This is a genomic window from Nocardia terrae (assembly GCF_009760405.1).
GTDB lineage: Bacteria > Actinomycetota > Actinomycetes > Mycobacteriales > Mycobacteriaceae > Nocardia > Nocardia terrae.
Genome location: NZ_WRPP01000004.1, coordinates 35,976 through 56,236, shown reverse-complemented (window position 1 = coordinate 56,236; position 20,261 = coordinate 35,976). Strand labels below are relative to the sequence as shown.

Genomic DNA, 20,261 nt, shown 5'->3' with positions numbered 1-20,261 from the left:
ACACCCCGCACGATCGGCCGCGCACCATCGAATTCCTGATCTCCGTGAACCAGGCGCTGCGCAACGATGTCGCCTACACCATCCGGATGGAGCCGGGCGTGCAGACGCCGGATCACACCCTGCGCACCGCGCTGGGCTCGTGCCGGGATTCGGCGTGGCTGCTGGTCTCGATCCTGCGGGAATTCGGGCTGGCCGCCCGCTTCGTCTCGGGCTACCTCATCCAATTGGCCCAGGACGTGCCGTCTCTGGACGGACCCTCCGGTCCGCCCGCCGACTTCACCGACCTGCACGCCTGGACCGAGGTCTACCTCCCCGGCGCGGGCTGGGTCGGCCTGGACCCCACCTCGGGCCTGTTCGCGGGGGAGGGGCACATCCCGCTGGCCGCCACCCCGCACCCGGTCTCCTCGGCCCCCATCACCGGCTCCACCGACCCGGTCAGCTCCACCCTCGACTTCTCCAACACCGTCCGCCGGATCCACGAGGACCCGCGAGTCACCCTGCCCTACAGCAATACTCAGTGGGAACGCATCCGCGCCGCGGGCGCGGCCGTGGACGCCCGCACCGAGGCCGCGGGAATCGGCCTGACCCTCGGCGGCGAGCCCACCTTCGTCTCCCTCGACGACCAGACCGGCCCGGAGTGGACCACCGAGGCCGACGGCCCAGCCAAACGGGAACGCGCCGCTGACCTCGCCGAACGCCTGCGCCGCATCTACGCGCCGACCGGCCTGATGCAGTACCGCCAGGGCAAGTGGTACCCGGGGGAGCCGTTGCCGCGCTGGGAAATCGCCATGCTGTGGCGCGACGACGGCGAGCCGCTGTGGCGGAACCCGAGCCTGCTCGCGCACCCGTGGCTGCCTCCGGCCGATCCGCCTCCGACAAACCCGAACGCCCGAAAGGGCCTGTCGGACAGCGCAGGCGGCGAAAGCAAGGTAATGACCGGGGCGCGAGCCACGGCGGTGGTCGAGGAGCGCAAACCCGCTGCGGGCTTCGCCACCACGCAGGACCTTTCCGCGGCGCGCACCAAGGGGACGAAGCAGGACGAAACGTATATACCGGATGAAAGCGCGACGCGGGGCCCGGCGACGACGTCCGGTGAGGCTGCGGCGCAGGGCCATGGAACGGCGCAGGGCAATGGCGTGGGCCTGAACAATGGTGCCGCGCAGGGCGAGAGCGGCCTCGGCGGCAATACGATCGCGCCCGGCGACGGCGAGCCCCGCGAGTTCGACGGGCACCGCACCGGGAGCGAAATACCGGGGCGCTGGATCGATACGCCGGGGCCGCGCGCCTCGGGCGATCGGGCAGGTTCTCATGGTGTTGGCGGCGGATCGAGCTCCCCGGGTGTCGGCGATGAGCCGGGACCGCCCGGCGTACCGGCGGGCCCGGGTGAGCACCGATCGACGGTACTCGGGGCGGAGCATTCGTCACGACGGCCCGCTCCCGCCGTGGCCGAGCTGTCGCCCGGTCCCGATTCTCGGGTGGCCCGGGACGTAATCGCCCATCTGGCCCACGGATTGGGTCTCCCGGACAGTCAGGTGCGTCCCGCCTACGAAGACCCACTGCTGCGGTTGGCGGCGAAAGCCGCCGTGCCACACGGCGATCCGGTTCCGGCCGAGGAGGATCTGGCGACCGGAGCGGATTCGCTGGCGACGCGAAGGACCCTGCTGGCGCGGCTGGATACCGCTGTCGGCCGGCCCGCCGCCTATGTGCTGTCGCTGTACCGCAGAGATGACGAGGCCGGCTGGGCGAGCGCGGATTGGAAGCTGCGCCGGGGCCGAATCATGTTGACGGAGGGGGATTCCCCGGCGGGGTTGCGGCTGCCGCTGCAGTCGGTCGCCTGGAACGCGCCGCCGCCGCGCCCCGAGGCCGATCCCTTCGCGCCGCGTCCGCCGCTGGCTCCGGACGAACCGCCCGCCGTGGTGGAGTCCGCCGAACGCGCGCCGATCACCGCGGTGGTCGCCGAGGTCCGCGACGGCCACCTGCACGTATTCCTGCCGCCCATCGGCGAATTCGGCGCGTACTGCGATCTGGTGCGGCGGGTGGAGGAGGCGGTGGCCGCGGCCGGGCAGCCGGTGGTGCTGGAGGGCTATCCGCCGCCGGTGGACGGCAGGCTGCACACCTTGTCCCTGGCCCCCGACCCGGGTGTGATCGAGGTGAACGTCCAGCCCACTTCGAGTTTCGAGGAACAGTCGCGACTGCTGGACACCCTCTACGAGCAGGCCCGGCTGGCCCGGCTCAGCACCGAGTCCTTCGATGTGGACGGCACCGACCGGGGGACCGGCGGCGGCAATCACATCACGCTCGGCGGCCGCACCCCGGCGCGGTCACCGCTGCTGCGCCGGCCCGATCTGCTGGTCTCGATGCTCACCTACTGGCAGCGGCATCCCGCGCTGTCCTATCTGTTCTCGGGACGATTCATCGGCCCGACCTCGCAGGCGCCCCGGGTGGACGAGGGCCGCGAGGACTCGCTCTACGAACTCGAGATCGCGTTCGCGGAGATCGCCCGGCTGAGCCGGGCTGCCGGGGGCGAGGATTCGGGCGAACCCGTCGCTCCGCCGTGGGCGATCGATCGGGCGCTGCGGCATCTGCTCACCGACCTCACCGGCAATACCCATCGGGCCGAGTTCTGCATCGACAAGCTCTACAGCCCCGACTCGGTACGCGGTCGCCTCGGGCTGGTGGAGCTGCGCGGTTTCGAGATGCCGCCGCACTTCCGCATGGCCATGGTGCAGTCGCTGCTGGTGCGGGCGCTGGTGCTGCGGTTCTGGGAACATCCCTACACCGCGCCGCTCATCCGGCACGGGGCCAACCTGCACGGCCGCTATCTGCTACCGCATTTCCTGCAGGCCGATATCGCCGACGTCGCGGCCGATCTGCGTTCGCACGGTATCGAATTCGATACCAGTTGGCTCGATCCGTTCTTCGAGTTTCGTTTTCCCAGGTTCGGCACGGTGGTACTCGGAGATATGGAAGTGGAACTGCGCGGGGCGATCGAACCGTGGAACACCCTCGGTGAACAGACGACCGCCTCCGGAACCGCACGCTACGTCGATTCCTCCGTCGAGCGGCTGCAGGTCCGGGTGACCGGGGCCGATCGGGATCGCTATGTGGTGACCTGCAACGGTTTCCCGCTGCCGCTGGTCGCGGCCGGGCGGGCGGATGTGCAGGTGGCGGGCGTGCGCTATCGCGCGTGGCAGCCGCCGGAATCGCTGCATCCGACGATCACCGTCGACGCGCCCCTGGTCTTCGATGTCATCGAACTGGAGAGCGGTCTGTCCCGCGGCGGCTGCACCTATCACGTGAGCCATCCCGGCGGCATGTTCTATGCCGGGCCGCCGGTGAATTCGGTGGTGGCGCAATCCCGGCGCAATCGGCGATTCGAATCCACCGGGCATACCCCGGGCCGGGTGGATATCGCGGATTTGCGTGCCAAAATGGCCATACAGGCGACAGATGTCGGCGCGCCCGGAATACTCGATCTGCGGAGGGCGCGGACCGTGTGGGGCATCGTCGGCGATCGATAGGCATACCCGGGGAAGTGGTAGCGGTGACAGTGCTCGACGCGGTGCCGCCCGGGGACGCCACGCCCGACGAACCGGACCGGTGGACCGCCCTGGCCGCGCGGCGCGAGGTGCTCGAGGAATTCGCGAATTACCGTGCCGCCGCGGCCGATACCGGTGCCCGGGACGCGTGCGGGCTGCCCACCGGCGGCTTCTACGACGAACTGGTGGATCGCGGCGGCCGCCTGCGCGGCATGTGGGCCGATCTGTCCGCCGACCTCCTCGACCAGGGCCGCGAGGGTCTGCACCGCATCGACGAACGGGTCCGGCGGCTCATCGAGGACGACGGCATCACCTACACCGAGCTCACCACCTCCGAGGAGCCCGCCGCCCCGTCGCCCTGGCGGCTGGACCCGATCCCGCTGCTGCTCTCCGACACCGACTGGGCCGAGCTGGAATCCGGTGTCGTGCAACGCTCCCGGCTGCTCGACGCGGTCCTGGCCGACGTGTACGGCCCGCGCCGCACCCTCACCGAGGGCCTGCTCCCGCCGCGGATCGTCTTCGCGCATCGTGGGTATGTGCGTGCGGCCCACGGTATTTCGCTGCCCGGAGCACATCAGCTGTTCCTGCACGCCTGCGATGTGAGCCGTTGGGGCGACGGCGGTTTCCGGGTACTCGCCGACTGGGCGCAGGCCCCGTCGGGCGCGGGCTACGCGCTGGCCGACCGCCGCGTGGTCTCCGCCGCCATCCCGGAGGCGTTCGAACTGGCCAGCCCGCGCCCGCTAACCCCCTTCGTGCGCGCCATGCGGCTGATGCTCATCGAGGCCGCCCCGCGGGCCGCCGACGAGGATCCGACCGTGGTGGTGCTGAGCCCGGGCGTGCACTCCGAAACCGCTTTCGATCAGGCATATCTGGCGTCGGTCCTGGGTTTCCCGCTGGTGGAGAGCGCCGACCTGGTGGTGCGGGACGGCCACTTGTGGATGCGGTCGCTGGGCACCCTGGAACGGGTCGACGTGGTGCTGCGCCGCGTGGACGCCGAATTCTCCGATCCCCTGGACCTGCGCCCGGATTCACGGCTGGGCGTGGTCGGCCTGGTGGAGGTGCTGCGCCGGGGCGCGGTCACGGTCGTCAACACCCTGGGCAGCGGGCTGCTGGAGAACCCGGCGCTGGCCACCTTCCTGCCCCGGCTGTCGCGGCGGCTGCTGGACGAGGACCTCGAAGTGCCCAGCATCGAATCCTATTGGGGTGGGGACGATTCCGAGCGGACCAAGCTTTCCGCCAACCTGCATCGCCTGATCCTGCGCTCCGCGGTGGACGACACCACGGTCTTCGGCCCCCTCCTCACCGCCGTGCAGCGCGCGGAATGGCGGGCCCGCATCGAGACCGAGGGCTGGAAATGGGTCGGGCAGGAACCGGCGCGCTTCTCGATCGCACCCGCCGTCGACGGCTCCGGCGGGCTGGCCGCCGCACCCGTGGCCGTCCGGCTGTTCTCCCTGGCCGGACGGGTCGGATACCGCGTCATGCAGGGCGGTCTGGGGCAACTGCACCAGCGCGGCGGACCCGACGGCATGATCGGTGAGGCCGCCGCCAAGGATGTCTGGGTGCGCGCGGCCCCCGCCGCCGTCCCGGCCGTGCCGGCCGTCGAGGTGCCCGCACCCGAAGTGCCCGAGGAACGCGAGCGCCGGGTGGCCTTCGCCGGAGTCGTGGATGTGGTCAGCTCCCCGCGCGTGCTCAACGACCTGTTCTGGCTGGGCCGCTACGGCGAGCGCGCCGAGGTCACCCTGCGCCTGCTCAGCGCCATCCACGACCGCCACCAGGACTACCGCTACCGGCCCTGGATGGAGGGGGCGGAGGCCATGCCCGTGCTCATGGCCGCCCTCGGCCGCATGACCGGCAGCGCCCCGCCCGCACCGAGACGGCCTGCCGGACAGCGCGATACCGCCGAGCGCCGGCGCACCCGGCAGAGGCAGTCGCAGTCGCAGGACCGCTCCGGAACCCAGTCCCAGACCCAGACCGGGGCGCAGCCGTCGCGTCGCCGCGAGTACTCCGACGAGCCGACCGTGCCGATCGCCCTGCCCGGCGCGTCCCGGCGGGATCACGACTATCTGGTCTCGCTCACCGTCGACCGCGAGCTCGCCGGTTCCGTCGCCTACTCCGTGGAGCGCTACGCGAAAGCCGCACGCGCCGTCCGCGATCAACTCTCACCCGACACCTGGATGGTGCTCGGCTCCATCGACCGCGCCCTGTCCGAATACCGTGGCACCCACGGCGATCGCGGCGCCGCGCTCTCCACCGTGCATTCCCGCGCCCTGTCCGGTCTGCTCGCGCTCACCGGCATCGACGCGGAATCGACGGTGCGCGACACCGGTTGGCACGTCCTGGACATCGGCCGCCGCATCGAGCGCGCCCTGACGCTGTCGGCGCTGCTGAACTCCGCGCTCACCGACACCTATCCGCCCGAGGTCGGCCGGGTGGTGACCGACGCCGTGCTGCAGGCCACCGTCTCCGCGGTGAGTTACCGCCGCCGCCACCGGGATTCGGTTCGCATCGCCGCCGTCGCCGGGCTGCTGCTGTTCGACGAACACAATCCGCGCTCGCTGGCCTATCAGCTGGAGCGCCTGGACGACGACTTCTTGGCCCTGCCCGCCGCCTCCGGATCCTCACGCCCGCAACGGCTCCTGTCCGACGCCCAGCGCATGCTGCGCCGCCTCGACCCCGCCGACCTCGAGGCCACCGACGCCGAGGGCCGCCGCACCGAACTGGCCGAACTGCTCGACGGCGTCCATCTGCGCCTGCGCAAGCTCTCCGAATCCTTCGAGGCCACCCGGCTCTCGGTGCCGCGCGAGATCCAGCCCCTGTGGGGCTCCACCCGGGTGGTGGGCTGATGCGCCGCTACCGGGTGCTGCACCGCACCGTCTACGTGTACTCCGATGTGGTCACCAGCTCTTACGGGCGTGCCTATCTCACACCGCGCGACTTTCCCGGGCAGCGCCTGCTCACCCACGACATCCGGGTCGACCCGGTGCCCTCGGACCGGTCCGTCGGCACCGACGTCTACGACAACACCACCCTCTACTTCCACGTCACCGCCGAGCACCGCCGCCTCGAGGTGACCGGCGAATCCCTGGTCGAGGTCGATCCGCCGGACGGCGACGGCGTGCGAACACCCTGGGAGCGGGCCCGCCCCGATGTCGGAAACGGCCCGCTCGCAGTCGAATTCACCCTCGACCTCACCCCGCCCGAGATCACCGCCGAGGTCGCCGCCTACGCCGCGGAATCCTTCCCGCCCGGCCGCCCGCTGCTGGAGGCGGTGCGGGAACTGACCACCCGCATCCATACCGACTTCACCTACGAGTCCGGCTCCACCACCGTCAGCACCAGCGTCGCCGACGTCTTCGCCGAGCGGCGCGGCGTCTGCCAGGACTTCGCCCGCCTCGCCATCGCCTGCCTGCGCTCCCGCGGCCTGGCCGCCCGCTACGTCTCCGGCTACCTGTCCACCGACCCGCCCCCGGGCAAGGAACGCATGGTCGGCGCGGACGCCACCCACGCCTGGGCCGACGTCCGGCTCCCCGGCGAGAACGGTGGGGCGGCCCGCTGGATCGGCTTCGACCCCACCAACAACCAGTTCGCCGACGACCGCTACGTGACCGTCGCCTGGGGCCGCGACTACGCCGACGTCCCGCCCCTGCGCGGCATCATCTACACCGACGCCAAGGAATCCACCATCACTGTTTCGGTGGATGTCGCCCCGATAGAGGTCTAGCCGATGCGCGATTTCACCTGTCCCCGCTGCGGTCAGCAACTGGCCTTCGAGAACACCGTCTGCCTGGGCTGCGGCAGCGACCTCGGCTTCAGCCTCGACGCCCGGGCCCTGCTCCCCGTCGATCCCGAGACCTCCGCCATGTGCGCGAACCAATATGTGGCCCAATGCAACTGGCTGGTCCCGGCCCCGCCCCCCGGCCTCGCCCCCGAACTCTGCGCCTCCTGCCGCCTGACCCGCGTCCGCCCCGGCGAACAGGAGGACAAGTGGCTCGAGGCCTTCGCCGCCGCCGAGGCCGCCAAGCGCCGCCTGGTTCTGGAGCTGACCGAACTGGGGCTGCCCCTGACCGACCGCACCGCCGACCCCGACCACGGCCTGGCCTTCGATCTGCTCTCCAGCGCGGACGAGACCGTCACCACCGGCCACGAGCACGGCGTCATCACCCTCGACCTGGCCGAGGGCGACGTCCTGCACCGCGAACGGCTGCGCCTGGAAATGGACGAGCCCTACCGCACCCTGCTCGGCCACCTGCGCCACGAGATCGGCCACTACTACTTCGAGGTGATCGTCGCCGAGGACGATCTGGACCGCTTCCGCGAACTGTTCGGCGACCCCTTCGCCGACTATCAGGCCGCCCTCGATCGCCACTACGCCGAGGGCGCCCCGCCCGGCTGGGAGGACACCCACGTCTCCGCCTACGCGGCCATGCATCCCGCCGAGGACTGGGCCGAAACCTTCGCCCACTACCTGCACATCCGCGACACCCTCGACACCGCGGCCGCCTTCGGCTTCGCCCCGGCCGCAGCCGCTCTCGACCGCCCGCCGATCGGCGACGCCGCGTTCGACCGCATCATCGAACTCTGGCTGCCCCTGGTCTGGGCCCTCAATATGATGAATCGCGCCATGGGCCACCGGGATCCGTATCCCTTCGTGCTGGCGGACCCGGTGCTGCGCAAAATGCGCTTCATTCACGAACTCTGCGTGGCGGCCGCGCAGGGGTGACACACTCGGACCGTGTCGGCTCCTACCTTCGGTGTGGCCCCCGCCTCCCCGCCTTCCGGGCTTCTATCGCCCGCATGTAAACTCGTGATCACCATGCAGCGGGCCCTTCTTCTCCTCGGCCGCCGCGACGGGTTCTGATACGGACCGGCTCCCGTCGCGGGGATTTGCCGCGCCGGTCTACCCATACCTGGGATCCAGCCACACCCTCGGAGATAAATCGCCATGTCCCCCGCTGACGCCTTCGTATCCGGCACGCGCAACATCACCCCGCCCTCCAAGCCCGCGCCCGCCGACCAGCCCGCCTGGAATGCGCAGAAGAACTCCTCCATGCCGGTCTTCCGGTACCGGCCCTTCGCCGAAGAGGTCGAGCCGATCGCGCTGCCCGACCGCACCTGGCCGGACAAGATCATCGACCGCGCGCCCGGCTGGTGCGCCGTGGACCTGCGCGACGGCAACCAGGCGCTGATCGATCCGATGAGCCCCGCCCGCAAGCGCCGCATGTTCGACCTGCTGGTGCGCATGGGCTACAAGGAGATCGAGGTCGGCTTCCCGTCCGCGTCGCAGACCGACTTCGACTTCGTCCGCGAGATCATCGAAGACGGTGCGATTCCGGACGACGTCACCATCCAGGTGCTGACCCAGTGCCGCGCCGAGCTGATCGAGCGCACCTTCGAGGCCTGCGACGGCGCGCCGAACGTGATCGTGCACTTCTACAACTCGACCTCGATCCTGCAGCGCCGCGTGGTGTTCCGCGCGGACCGGGCCGCGGTCAAGAAGATCGCCACCGACGCCGCGACCCTGTGCCTGGAGATCGAGAAGCGCTACCCGGACACCAACTGGCGCTACGAGTACAGCCCCGAGTCCTACACCGGCACCGAGCTGGACTACGCCCGCGAGGTGTGCGACGCGGTCTCCGAGATCATCGCGCCGACCCCCGAGAAGCCGCTGATCATCAACCTGCCCGCGACCGTGGAGATGGCGACCCCGAACGTCTACGCCGACTCCATCGAGTGGATGAGCCGCAACCTGGCTCGCCGCGACTCCATCGTGCTGTCGCTGCACCCGCACAACGACCGCGGCACCGCCGTCGCCGCCGCCGAACTGGGCTACCAGGCCGGCGCGGACCGCATCGAGGGCTGCCTGTTCGGCAACGGCGAGCGCACCGGCAACGTCTGCCTGGTCACGCTGGGCATGAACATGTTCTCCCGCGGGGTGGATCCGCAGATCGACTTCTCCGACATCGACGAGATCCGCCGCACGGTCGAGTACTGCAACCAGCTGCCCGTCGCCGAGCGCCACCCCTACGGCGGCGACCTGGTCTACACCGCCTTCTCCGGCTCGCACCAGGACGCCATCAACAAGGGCCTGGACGCCATGAAGGCCGCCGCCGACGCGCAGGGCGCCGACGTGGACGACATCGTGTGGGAGGTCCCGTACCTGCCCATCGACCCGAAGGACGTGGGCCGCACCTACGAGGCCGTCATCCGGGTGAACTCGCAGTCCGGCAAGGGCGGCGTGGCCTACATCATGAAGACCGATCACGGGTTGGTGCTGCCGCGCCGCCTGCAGATCGAGTTCTCGCAGGCCGTGCAGAAGATCACCGACGGCGAGGGCGGCGAGGTCACCCCGAAGGAGATGTGGGACGTCTTCTCCGAGGAGTACCTGACCCCGATCCTGCCGCTGGAGCGCATCCGGCAGAAGGTCACCGCGTCGGAGACCGACGGCGGCGTCGACCACATCGAGGCCGTGGTCAAGGTGGACGGCGTCGAGCACGCCATCTCCGGTGAGGGCAACGGCCCGCTGGCCGCCTTCGTCGACGCGCTGGCCACCATCGACTACGACGTGCGAGTGCTGGACTACAGCGAGCACGCCATGTCCTCCGGCGACGACGCCCAGGCCGCGGCCTATGTCGAGGTCGCCATCGGGGACCAGGTCACCTGGGGCGTGGGCATCGCCACCTCGATCACGACCGCCTCGCTGCGCGCGGTCGTTTCGGCGGTCAACCGCGCCGCCCGCAAGGGCTGAGTGAAAGCGCAGGTAGGAGAGCCCGTCTCGACTTCGTCGAGGCGGGCTCGCCGCGTCTGGAGGGCTCGAGAATGCTAGCGTTGGGACGCAATAGCGCCGAGCTCTCTGTTCGAGCTGTCGAGCAGATGGGGGACACGTGACCACGAAAGATCAGAATTCGACCTCGAAGCCCGCGGAGGCCGAGGACGTCGACGACGCCGTCAAGGCGTCCGAGCCGGACGAGTCCGCCGAGGTGAAGGAATCCGGGACCGACTCCGAGGAGCAGGCGGCCGGGTTCTTCCCGCCGGTGCCGGATTCGATCGACCACACCGTTCACCTGGCCGGTGGGCCGGGGCAGTTCCCCGGGCCCTACGGTCCGGGTGCGCCCGACGGCGGCAATCCCTTCGCGCCCGGTGGGCCCGGACCCTACGGTGCGCCGGGCTTCGCGCCGGGCGGCGGCTTCCCGCCGCCGGACGCCGGTCAGTTCGCGCCCCCGCCGAATCCCGGTGCGCACAACGGCTTCCCGCCGCCCGCACCGCTGGGCGAGGTCGTGGACCACACGCCCTACGGCGAGATCCGGCAGGAGATCGGCAGCGACGGCATGGTGCGGCGGGTGTTCCCCGAGCAGCCGGGTCCCTCCGGCGACGGCGAGAATCCCGGGGAGCCGGGACATTTCGGCGGACCGGGCCAGCCGGGCCAGTTCGCGCCGTCCAATGACCAACCGGGCGGGCCGATCTACAGCTGGTCGCCGCCCCCGGCCGCGCCGCCGCAGCACACTCAGCCGCCGCAACCGCAGGTGGGCTTCCAGCCGGGCTGGAATCCCCAGCAGCAGCAGGGTTTTCCGCAGCAACCCCAGCCGCCGCAGGGCGGGTTCGGTCAGCAGTACGGCCAGCAGCCGATGCCGCCCGGGCATTCGGTCAACGACCTGAACCTGTTGAAGCGGGCCAAGCGCGCGCCGCGCAGCGGGTGGCGGCGCGCCGTGCACAAGGCCTCCGGCGGTGCCATCAACCCCGGCGAGTCGGCCGCGGATGTGGTGTACCGGCAGCTGGTGGACCGGGTGAACCAGCCGGTGCGCGGGGACTACCGGATCGCCATCCTGTCGCTCAAGGGCGGCGTCGGAAAGACCACCACCACGGTCGGTCTCGGCTCCACCTTCGCCTCGCTGCGCGGTGACCGGGTGATCGCCATCGACGCCAACCCCGACCTCGGGACGCTGGCCCACCGCGTGCCCCGGCAGACCCGCTCCACGGTGCGAAACCTGTTGGAGGACGGGCACATCAGCCGGTACTCCGATGTCCGGGCGCACACCTCGCAGGCGCCCAGCCGCCTGGAAGTGCTTGCGTCCGAGCAGGATCCGGCGGTGTCGGAGGCGTTCTCGGAGGCGGACTACCGCAAGGCCATCGGCATCCTGCAGCAGTTCTACAACATCATCCTCACCGACTGCGGCACCGGCCTGATGCACTCGGCCATGTCCGGCGTGCTGGATATGGCGAGCTCGCTGGTGCTGGTCACGTCCCCGGCCATCGACGGCGCGCGCAGCGCCTCGGCCACCCTGGACTGGCTCGACCACCACGGCTACCACAAGCTGGTGGAGCGAACGGTGGTGGTGGTCAACGCTTCTCGCAAGGGTTCCTCCACGGTGGACCTGGACCAGCTGCGCAAGCTGTTCCTCGACCGCACCCGCGCGGTGCAGGTGGTGCCCTTCGACGATCACCTGGCCGAGGGCGCGGAGATCGACCTCGAACTGGTCGGCAAGCCCACCCGGCGCGCCCTGCTGGAACTGGCCGCCATGGTCGCCGACGACTTCGGCTATCACGCTGCCCAGCAAGGCTTCCCGCCCCAGGGCGGCTTCCAGCAGCAGCCGCCGCAGGGCGGATTCCAGCCGCCGCAGGGCGGTGGCTACCCGCCGCAGGGCGACGGCTTCCACCCGCAGGGCTGACCTGCGAACAGCGAAATGCCCCGCGGTTCAACCGAACCGCGGGGCATAGTTCGTCGTGGGTCAGGCGTGGACCAGCGGGGCCAGCGCGCGACCGGCCAGCTCGACCGCGCCCGCCTCGTGGCCGTTGGTGACCATGTTGACGATGATGCCGTCGATGCCGTGGTCCAGCACGCGGGCCTGGATCTGCTCGGCGACCTCGTCGGGTGTCCCGACGAACTGGCGGTCGGCGGGGGTGTTGCGCAGCGCCTCGGCCGGCAGCGCGGACAGGTCGGCGATACCCATGCGGGCGAGCAGTTCGGCCTGGGTCTTGCGGGCCCGGTCGCCGTCCTCGTCGACGATGACGAAGGCCAGGAAGCTGGTCTCGAGGGTCTTCGGATCGCGGCCCGCCTCGTCCAGCCGGGCGTGCAGCGCGTCGAGCTTGCGCGGGAGCTCCGAGGCATTGCAGATGATGTTGAGGTGATCGGCGAAGCGGGCCGCCAGCGCGAACGTCTTCTTCTCACCGCCGCCGCCGAGCATGATCGGCAGATCGTCGCGCACCCGCGGCTCGTTCATGGCGTTCTCGGTGCGGTACCACTTGCCGTCGAAGGTGGAGTGCTGCCCGCGCAGCATCGGCGTGATGATCTCGAGGGCCTCCTCGAGCTTCTCGAACCGCTCGGTGAACGTCCCGAAGTCGTACCCGTAGGCCTTGTGCTCGAGCTCGAACCACCCGGCCCCGATGCCCAGCACGGCCCGTCCCCGGCTCACCACGTCCAGCGTGGTGACCGTCTTCGCGGTCAGCGCGGGATTCCGGTAGGTGTTGCCGGTCACCAAGGCGGACAACTGGATTCGCTCGGTCGACGCGGCCAGCCCGGACAGCGCGCTGTACGCCTCCAGCATCGGCTCCTCGGGCGCGCCCAGCAGCGGCAGCTGATAGAAGTGGTCCATCACGAAGGCCGCGTCGAAACCGGCCGCCTCGGCCTCGCGCGCCTGCGCCGCCACCGCCGGGAAGAGATCCCGAGGAGCGACCCCGTAGCTGAAGTTCGGCATCTGATACCCGAGTCGAATGCTCATGCCGCAAACGCTAGAACTTGGAGTGCACTCCAAGTCAACAGGTGATTATTCGGCACCGGTCGCCCGGCGGGCCGCGGCCTGGAAGGCGGCGATGACCATGGCCACGGCGGGCCGCTTGTCGGCGTGCGGGCGGATGGCGAGGTCGTAGACGCGGGCGGCCCGGACCCCGGCCAGACGCAGCATGACCAGGTGGGGGTGGCGCACGGCGTAGCGGGGCATGAGGGCGACCGCGTAGCCGGTGGCGACGAGGGCCTCGATCACGGCGAATTCGTTGAGGCGCTGAGCGATTCGCGGTTGGACGCCGGTCACCGTGGCGATGGAGCGCAGGACGTCGTCGACGGGGAAGCCGGTGCGGACGCTGATCCAGGTCTCGTCGGCGAGTTCGGCGGGCACGACCGCGCCCTGGCGGGCCAGGCGGTGGTCGGGGGCGACCACCACGTCGATCGGTTCACGCATGAGGATCCGGGACGCCACGCGCGGTCCGCCGAGCGAGGGCGCGCGTTCGTCGCGATGCGTGAGCACCACGTCGTAATCGGCCAGCAACCGCGGCACCTCGCTGGAGGGCACGTCCTCGTCGCTGGCGATCACCTCCACGCCACTGTCCTCGAGTTCCGCGAGCACATGCGGCAGCAGCAGGGCCGCACCCGACGGGAACAGTGCCACCCGCACCCGCCCGCGCGGTGATCCGCGGTACTCGGCCATCTCCGTGACCGCGCGTTCCATGGCTTCGAGCACCTCGTCGGCCCGCACCACCAACGCCCGGCCCGCATCGGTGAGCCGCACCCGCCGCCCGTCCGGTTCGAGCAGCGCGACCCCGGCCTCCCGGGCCAGCGCCTTGAGTTGCTGCGACACGGCCGAAGGAGTCATCGACAACGCCTCGGCCACCGCGGCAACCGTCCCGCGATCGGCCAGTTCGCGGAGCACGCGCAACCGTTCGAGAGACATGAGGGGTCCCTCGGCCCGGCCGGAGTCCGGACGGGCCGACGCGCTGGCTCCCGCGGGCCCGGGATCGTCATCCGCAGTGGTGGATTCCGCCCCGGCCGCCCGGGGTGTGCCCACGCGCCTCACCCGGGCAGAGGTGTCGCGGGCGGCCACCGACGGCGCCGAAGGCGTTGCGGGGCCGCTATTCTCGGCAGCCGGATCGGTGCTGTCCGCACCGCCGGAGCCGCCGCCCGAGTTGTCCGGGGTGACCGCGGTCCGCGGGGTCGATACCACTCGCCTCGCGCGAGTCGGGGTGCTCGGCGGGGTGCCGGTCCGGACTCGGGTCGGGCCATCGCTCACAACTATGGGTTCGTGTTTCCCGGTCGGCGTCGCGGGCTCCTGCGTGGATTCGCCCGGTGTGCCACGGTGGACGCGGCGTGGGGGTGGGATGGGTCGGGGCGGGTCGGGCTGTGGCACTGTTCAGTTGTACTACATTGTTGTTGCAGAATTATTCGATTGTGCTTACCTATTAGCCAACGCAAGATTTTCGGCATGACCAATCGTGATCGACTGATCGGCCTGGCCGTCGTGGTGCTGTGGGGCCTGAACTTCCTGGCCATTCATATCGGCCTGGAGCACTTCCCGCCGTTCTTCTTCGCGGGCCTGCGCTTCGTCGTGATCGCGATTCCGGTGCTGCTGTTCGTGCCGCGGCCGCGGGTGCCGTGGAAGTGGCTGCTGCTGTACGGGCTGGGTTTCGGGATTCTGCAGTTCGCGTTCCTGTTCACCGCCATGCGGGCGGGCATGCCGACGGGACTGTCCTCGCTGGTGCTGCAGTCGTCCGCGCCGTTCACCGTGCTGCTGGGTGCGATCTTCCTGCGGGAGCGGCTGCGCGGCATTCAGCTGGCGGGCATCGCGGTGGCCATCGCGGGGGTGGCCGTGATCGGTTGGGACCGTTCGCATCACGCGGCCCTGCTGCCGGTGCTGCTGACCCTGCTCGGCGGCCTGGGCTGGGCCTTCGGCAATATCGGATCCCGTTTGGCCGCAGCGCAATCGGAGAACGTGAACCCGCTGCACCTCACGCTGTGGATGGCCGTGGTGCCGCCGATCCCCATGTTCACGCTGTCCGTGCTGACCGAGGGCCCCACGACGGGATGGAACGACCTGATCTCGTCCTTCTCGTCCACCGGCTGGCCCGCCTTCGCGGCCCTCGCCTACATCGTGCTGCTGGGCACCATCGCCGGTTCGGGCCTGTGGACCTACCTGATGGCCCGGTACCCGGCGGGCATGGTGGCTCCGCTGTCGCTGGCCGTGCCGGTGGTGGGTATCCCCGCCTCGTGGGTCTTCCTGCACGAGACCCCGACCGCGCTGTCCCTGATCGGGGCCGCGATCGTGCTCGCCGGCGCGTTCACTGCGACGTCGCCCGGCCGTCGCATCGCTCGACCCGCCGAGACGACACGCCGGGTCGAAAAGGACTCTGATCTCGTCGACGCCTAGCCGAAGAACCCGATTTGCTGGAGTTAGGCCAGAAATCGGGTCCTCGGCATAGAAATTTCCACCCCAACCGACCATCTGTCTGCGACAGCTCCTTAGGATGCGGACCAGGCGTGGGAGGTAACGGGTATGGCAGGACAACGTTTGTCCGTCACGCGGCGCTCAGTGCTGCGTGGAGCGGTGGCGGCCGGGGCGATGGCGGGGGCGGTGGCGGCGGGGGCCGCCACGCCGACCGCGGCCCGGGCCGACACCGGACGTCGGGTGGCGGTGCTGGGCGGCGGTGTCGCGGGACTCACCGCGGCCCACGAACTGGCCGAACGCGGCTTCGAGGTGACCGTCTACGAACGGCGGGCCCTGGGCGGCAAGGCCCGCAGCATCGCGGTGCCGGGCAGCGGCAAGGACGGGCGACCGGAACTGTGGGGTGAGCACGGATTCCGGTTCTTCCCCGGTTTCTACCGCCACATTCCCGACACCATGCGGCGAATCCCGTTCGCGGGCAACGCCAACGGTGTGTGGGACAACCTGGTCGCCGCCCCGGAGGCGCGATTCTCGCGCACGGGCGCGGACGACACCATCATCCCGATGGGCAAGTTCGGCAAGATCTGGTCCACCCCGGACGACTTCCGGGAGACGGTCGGCTCGGCCATCGCGACCTCCACCAATATGGGCATGGCGGACGCCTTCTACTTCGCCCAGCGCCTGCTGGTCTTCAACTCCAGCTGCGACGCCCGCCGCTACGGCCAGTGGGACCACGTCTCCTGGCGCGACTACGTGGGTGCGGGCAAGCGCTCCAACGAATTTCGCATGCTGCTCTCCCGCACGCTCACCACACTGCTGGTGGCCGCCAAGGAGGACAAGGCCAGCACGCTCACCATCGGCACCATGGGCGAGCAGTTCCTGGGCAACCCGCTCGAGGTCGGCAATGACGGCGCCCTGGACCGACTATTGAACGGGGCCACCAACGAGGCCTGGATCGACCCGTGGGTCAACCGGCTGAAGGATCTCGGCGTCACCTTCGTCAACGCCGAGGTTCGCGGTCTGGACCTGGACGGGGCCCGGATTTCCGGTGCCCGGGTGGTGGATTCGACCGGCGCGGCCCAGACGGTCGCCGCCGACCATTTCGTGAGCGCCATGCCGGTGGAGGTGGCCCGCACCCTGTGGACGCCCGAAATCCTGTCGCTGCGACCGGAATTGGCGGGCATGAACCAGCTGACGGTGGACTGGATGACCGGCATCCAGTTCTTCCTGCGCAGCCGCACCGATATCGCGCGCGGCCATGTGGCCTACGTCGACTCCCCGTGGTCGCTGACTTCCATTGCGCAGGGCCAGTTCTGGAATCGCACCCCGGTCACCGGCCTGGGCGACGGCACCGTGCAGGACTGCCTCTCGGTCGACATCTCCGACTGGAACACCCCCGGCATGCTCTACGGCAAAACCGCCAAGGAATGCAGCCCCGACGAGATCGCCCGCGAGGTGTGGGCGCAGCTGAAGGCGCACCTCAACGATCGCGCGGACCTGCTGCGCGACGGTGACCTGCACTCCTGGTTCCTCGACACCGGAATCGCCTGGGACGCCGCGCAGCAGCGCAACACCAATGCCGACCCGCTGCTGATCAATACAGCGGGCTCCTGGGCGCTGCGCCCGGAATCGCATGCCGATTCGCTCCCGAACCTGTATCTGGCCGGCGATTACGTGCGCACCAATGTGGATCTGGCCACCATGGAGGGCGCGTCCGAGGCGGCCCGCACCGCGGTGAACAAGCTGCTGGATGTGACCGGTTCGGATGCCCCGCGCTGCAAGCTGTTCACCCTCTACCGCAGCGAGGTCCTGGAGCCGTTCCGGCAGCTGGACGCGGCCCGCTACGCGGCGGGACAACCAAATATGTTCGACGCCTAGCGCGATTTCACGTTGAATCGAAGGCATGAGTGAGATCACGGACCCCGTCGAACTGCGCGAACTGCTGGGCGAGGTCGCCTGGCGACCGAAGAACAAGGTCCGTGACTCCCTGCACGCCCACGATCGCGAGTGGATCGCGGCTACGCCGTTCGTGGTCGTGGCCACCAGCGACGCGGACGGAAACTGCGACGCCTCGCCCAAGGGCGATCCGGCCGGCTTCGTGAAGGTGCTGGACGACAAGACCATCGCCATCCCCGAGCGGCCCGGAAACCGGCGTGCCGACGGCTATTTCAATATCTTGAGCAACCCGCACGTCGGCGTGCTGTTCATGATTCCGCGCCGCGGCGACACCCTGCGCATCAACGGCCGGGCCCGCCTGGTCCGCGACGCTCCCTACTTCGAGGACATGACGGTCAAGGGGCATCGCCCGATCCTGGCCATCGAGGTCGCCATCGATCAGATCTTCTTCCACTGCGCCAAGGCCTTCATGCGCAGCTCGCTGTGGGATCCCGAGCGGTGGCCCGAGGACACGCTGCCCAGCGCGGCCCGGATGGCCAAGGACGTGATGCCCGCCGCCATGACCGAGACGGTGGAGCAGCTGGAGGAGTACTACGCGCCCGCCAACTACGAAAAGATGCTCTACAAGAGCTGATTGCGGCGGGAATCACCCCGTCGGCCGCGATGCCGCCCGCACGCCGCACTCGCGGTCCCCATAAACTCGCGTCGTGGCAGACATCTCGATGCGCGGACAGCTGGCGCTGCGGGCGGCGACGGCCGCGTCGTGGGCCTCCCGGCGGGCCGGGCGCGGCAACGGCTCCATGATCGGCGGGCTGATCGCGCTGAAGATCGACCCCTCGCTCATGGCGCAGCTGGGTCGCGGCAAGCGCACGGTGCTGATCACCGGCACCAATGGCAAATCCACCACCACCCGGATGACCACCGCCGCGCTCCAGACCCTCGGCCGGGTCGCCACCCAGGCCGACGGCGCGAACATGGATGCCGGGATCGTGGCCGCGCTCACCGCGCACCGCGCCGCGCCGCTGGCGGCCATCGAGGTCGACGAGCTGCACCTGCCGCACGTGGCCGACGCGCTCAACCCGTCGGTCGTGGTGTTGCTGAACCTGTCCCGCGACCAGCTCGACCGGGTCGGCGAGATCAATATGATCGAGCGCCGCCTGCGCGAGGGCATGGCCCGGCATCCCGCGGCCGTGCTCGTCGCCAACTGCGACGACGTGCTGGTGACCTCCATCGCCTACGACCATCCGAATGTGGTGTGGGTGTCGGCCGGCAGCGGCTGGTCGGTGGACGCCACCAGCTGCCCGCGCAGCGGCGAGCCCATCGTGTGGGAGGGCGAGCACTGGTACAGCACGGGAGCGGATTTCCAACGTCCCGAACCGCAGTGGCGGGTCGACGAGCAGGGGCTGCACGGCCCCGACGGCCTGGAAATCCCGCTGTCCCTTGCGCTTCCGGGACGCGCCAACCGTGGCAATGCCGCGCAGGCCGTGGCGGCCGCGGTCGCGCTGGGAGCCGATCCGGTGCGGGCGGCGCAGGCCACCGGCACCGTCCGCGAGATCGCGGGCCGCTACCGCAGCGTCGACGTGGACGGCCGCAGCACCCGCATGCTGCTGGCCAAGAATCCCGCCGGCTGGCAGGAGGCGCTGTCCATGATCGACCCGGCCGCAACGGGTCTGGTGATCGCGGTCAACGGCCAGGTGCCCGACGGCGAGGATCTGTCCTGGCTGTGGGACGTGCGCTTCGAGCACTTCGAGGGCACCCAGGTGGTGGCCGCAGGCGAGCGCGCCACCGATCTCGCGGTGCGCCTGACCTACGCCGGCGTCGAGCACACCACCGTGGCGGATCCCTTGCGCGCCATCGCGTCCTGCCCGCCGGGCCGCGTCGAGGTGCTGGCCAACTACACCGCGTTCCGCGACCTGAACCGCGACCTGGAGGCGGGCACCAAGTGAGCGAATCGACCATCCGCATCGGCCTCGTCCTGCCCGATGTCATGGGCACCTACGGCGACGGCGGCAATGCCGTCGTGCTGCGCCAGCGTGCCCGCATGCGCGGCCACGACGCCGAGATCGTCGAAATCCCGCTGACCGAGCCGGTTCCCAACTCGCTCGACGTCTACACCCTCGGCGGCGCGGAGGACTCGGCCCAGCGCCTGGCGACCCGCCACCTGCAGCGCTACCCGGGCCTGCAGGAGGCCGCCGGGCGCGGTGCGCCGGTGCTGGCCATCTGCGCCGCCATCCAGGTGCTCGGGCACTGGTACGAGACCTCCTCGGGCGAACGTGTCGACGGCGTCGGCCTTTTCGACGTCACCACCTCGCCGCAGGACAAGCGCGCCATCGGCGAGGTCGCCACCCAGCCGTTGATTCCTGGCCTCTCGCAGCCCCTCACGGGCTTCGAAAACCACCGGGGCGGAACCAAGCTCGGCGGGGACGCCAAGCCGCTGGGACGGGTCACCAAGGGCGTCGGCAACGGTGTGGGCGACGGCCTCGAGGGCGTCGTCCAGGGTTCGGTGCTCGGCACCTACATGCACGGCCCCGCCCTGGCCCGGAATCCGGAGCTGGCCGACTATCTGCTCTGCCGCGCCCTGGGCGTGGATTCGCTTCCGCCACTGGAGCTCCCCGAAGTCGATCAGCTCCGCCGCGAACGCCTGCGGGCCTGAGCGAATCGGGTATTTCCGCCAGACGGGTCG

General features: G+C 70.2%; 12 protein-coding genes and 1 pseudogene. 11 read left to right on the top strand and 2 right to left on the bottom strand.

Going from position 1 to position 20,261, the window contains the following annotated elements; genetic code table 11:
• Positions 1-20: 20 nt before the first annotated feature.
• The 6 genes and pseudogenes from GPX89_RS46260 to GPX89_RS20410 all read left to right on the top strand — a co-directional run.
• Positions 21-3,521 (top strand): annotated as a pseudogene (locus GPX89_RS46260) (transglutaminase family protein); the annotation flags it as partial.
• A 23-nt stretch (positions 3,522-3,544) separates the two neighbouring features.
• Positions 3,545-6,382 carry a circularly permuted type 2 ATP-grasp protein gene (locus GPX89_RS20430; RefSeq protein WP_328602083.1) on the top strand — a complete coding sequence of 946 codons (2,838 nt, stop codon included), beginning with the start codon at positions 3,545-3,547 and terminating at the stop codon, positions 6,380-6,382.
• Positions 6,382-7,260, top strand: a complete 879-nt coding sequence (locus tag GPX89_RS20425) for a transglutaminase family protein (RefSeq protein WP_157389284.1) — start codon at positions 6,382-6,384, stop codon at positions 7,258-7,260. Before GPX89_RS20430 ends, GPX89_RS20425 begins: the two co-directional genes overlap by 1 nt.
• Positions 7,261-7,263: 3 nt before the next feature.
• Positions 7,264-8,259: a zinc-binding metallopeptidase family protein gene (locus GPX89_RS20420; RefSeq protein ID WP_157389283.1), complete on the top strand. Its 996-nt coding sequence runs from the start codon at positions 7,264-7,266 to the stop codon at positions 8,257-8,259.
• A gap of 222 nt (positions 8,260-8,481) precedes the next feature.
• Entirely contained in the window at positions 8,482-10,284 is a 1,803-nt protein-coding gene (gene leuA, locus GPX89_RS20415) for a 2-isopropylmalate synthase (RefSeq protein WP_157389282.1), read from the top strand.
• Between the two features lie 136 nt (positions 10,285-10,420).
• Positions 10,421-12,202: a MinD/ParA family ATP-binding protein gene (locus GPX89_RS20410; protein WP_328602082.1), complete on the top strand. Its 1,782-nt coding sequence runs from the start codon at positions 10,421-10,423 to the stop codon at positions 12,200-12,202.
• Between the two features lie 60 nt (positions 12,203-12,262).
• On the opposite strand, the gene GPX89_RS20405 is transcribed toward GPX89_RS20410, so the two are convergent.
• Complete coding sequence (locus tag GPX89_RS20405) at positions 12,263-13,252, bottom strand: LLM class F420-dependent oxidoreductase (protein ID WP_157389281.1); 990 nt, start codon at positions 13,250-13,252, stop codon at positions 12,263-12,265.
• A 45-nt stretch (positions 13,253-13,297) separates the two neighbouring features.
• Positions 13,298-14,197 (bottom strand): LysR family transcriptional regulator, encoded by a 900-nt coding sequence (locus GPX89_RS20400; RefSeq protein WP_157389793.1) that lies wholly within the window; start codon positions 14,195-14,197, stop codon positions 13,298-13,300.
• A gap of 528 nt (positions 14,198-14,725) precedes the next feature.
• Here GPX89_RS20400 and GPX89_RS20395 point away from each other — a divergent pair.
• The 5 genes from GPX89_RS20395 to GPX89_RS20375 all read left to right on the top strand — a co-directional run bounded on the left by GPX89_RS20395 (position 14,726) and on the right by GPX89_RS20375 (position 20,231).
• Positions 14,726-15,667 (top strand): EamA family transporter, encoded by a 942-nt coding sequence (locus GPX89_RS20395; protein ID WP_157389280.1) that lies wholly within the window; start codon positions 14,726-14,728, stop codon positions 15,665-15,667.
• A gap of 126 nt (positions 15,668-15,793) precedes the next feature.
• Positions 15,794-17,560, top strand: a complete 1,767-nt coding sequence (locus GPX89_RS20390; protein WP_157389279.1) for a hydroxysqualene dehydroxylase — start codon at positions 15,794-15,796, stop codon at positions 17,558-17,560.
• A gap of 25 nt (positions 17,561-17,585) precedes the next feature.
• Positions 17,586-18,212, top strand: coding sequence for a pyridoxamine 5'-phosphate oxidase family protein (locus tag GPX89_RS20385; RefSeq protein WP_157389278.1), 627 nt, complete (start codon positions 17,586-17,588; stop codon positions 18,210-18,212).
• Positions 18,213-18,300: 88 nt separating this feature from the next.
• The gene (locus tag GPX89_RS20380; RefSeq protein WP_157389792.1) at positions 18,301-19,524 is read left to right on the top strand and encodes a Mur ligase family protein; all 1,224 of its coding nucleotides are present in this window, start codon (positions 18,301-18,303) and stop codon (positions 19,522-19,524) included.
• On the top strand, positions 19,521-20,231 hold the full coding sequence (locus GPX89_RS20375) for a type 1 glutamine amidotransferase (RefSeq protein WP_328602081.1): 711 nt from the start codon (positions 19,521-19,523) through the stop codon (positions 20,229-20,231). Before GPX89_RS20380 ends, GPX89_RS20375 begins: the two co-directional genes overlap by 4 nt.
• Positions 20,232-20,261 lie beyond the last annotated feature (30 nt).

What these genes read in the sequence shown, in the direction of transcription:
- GPX89_RS20425 (WP_157389284.1), top strand. Translation starts at nt 6,382, where the DNA reads ATGCGCCGCTACCGGGTGCTGCACCGCACCGTCTACGTGTACTCCGAT.
- GPX89_RS20420 (WP_157389283.1), top strand. Translation starts at nt 7,264, where the DNA reads ATGCGCGATTTCACCTGTCCCCGCTGCGGTCAGCAACTGGCCTTCGAG.
- leuA (WP_157389282.1), top strand. Translation starts at nt 8,482, where the DNA reads ATGTCCCCCGCTGACGCCTTCGTATCCGGCACGCGCAACATCACCCCG.
- GPX89_RS20405 (WP_157389281.1), bottom strand. Translation starts at nt 13,252, where the DNA reads ATGAGCATTCGACTCGGGTATCAGATGCCGAACTTCAGCTACGGGGTC.
- GPX89_RS20400 (WP_157389793.1), bottom strand. Translation starts at nt 14,197, where the DNA reads ATGTCTCTCGAACGGTTGCGCGTGCTCCGCGAACTGGCCGATCGCGGG.
- GPX89_RS20395 (WP_157389280.1), top strand. Translation starts at nt 14,726, where the DNA reads ATGACCAATCGTGATCGACTGATCGGCCTGGCCGTCGTGGTGCTGTGG.
- GPX89_RS20390 (WP_157389279.1), top strand. Translation starts at nt 15,794, where the DNA reads ATGGCAGGACAACGTTTGTCCGTCACGCGGCGCTCAGTGCTGCGTGGA.
- GPX89_RS20385 (WP_157389278.1), top strand. Translation starts at nt 17,586, where the DNA reads ATGAGTGAGATCACGGACCCCGTCGAACTGCGCGAACTGCTGGGCGAG.
- GPX89_RS20380 (WP_157389792.1), top strand. Translation starts at nt 18,301, where the DNA reads ATGCGCGGACAGCTGGCGCTGCGGGCGGCGACGGCCGCGTCGTGGGCC.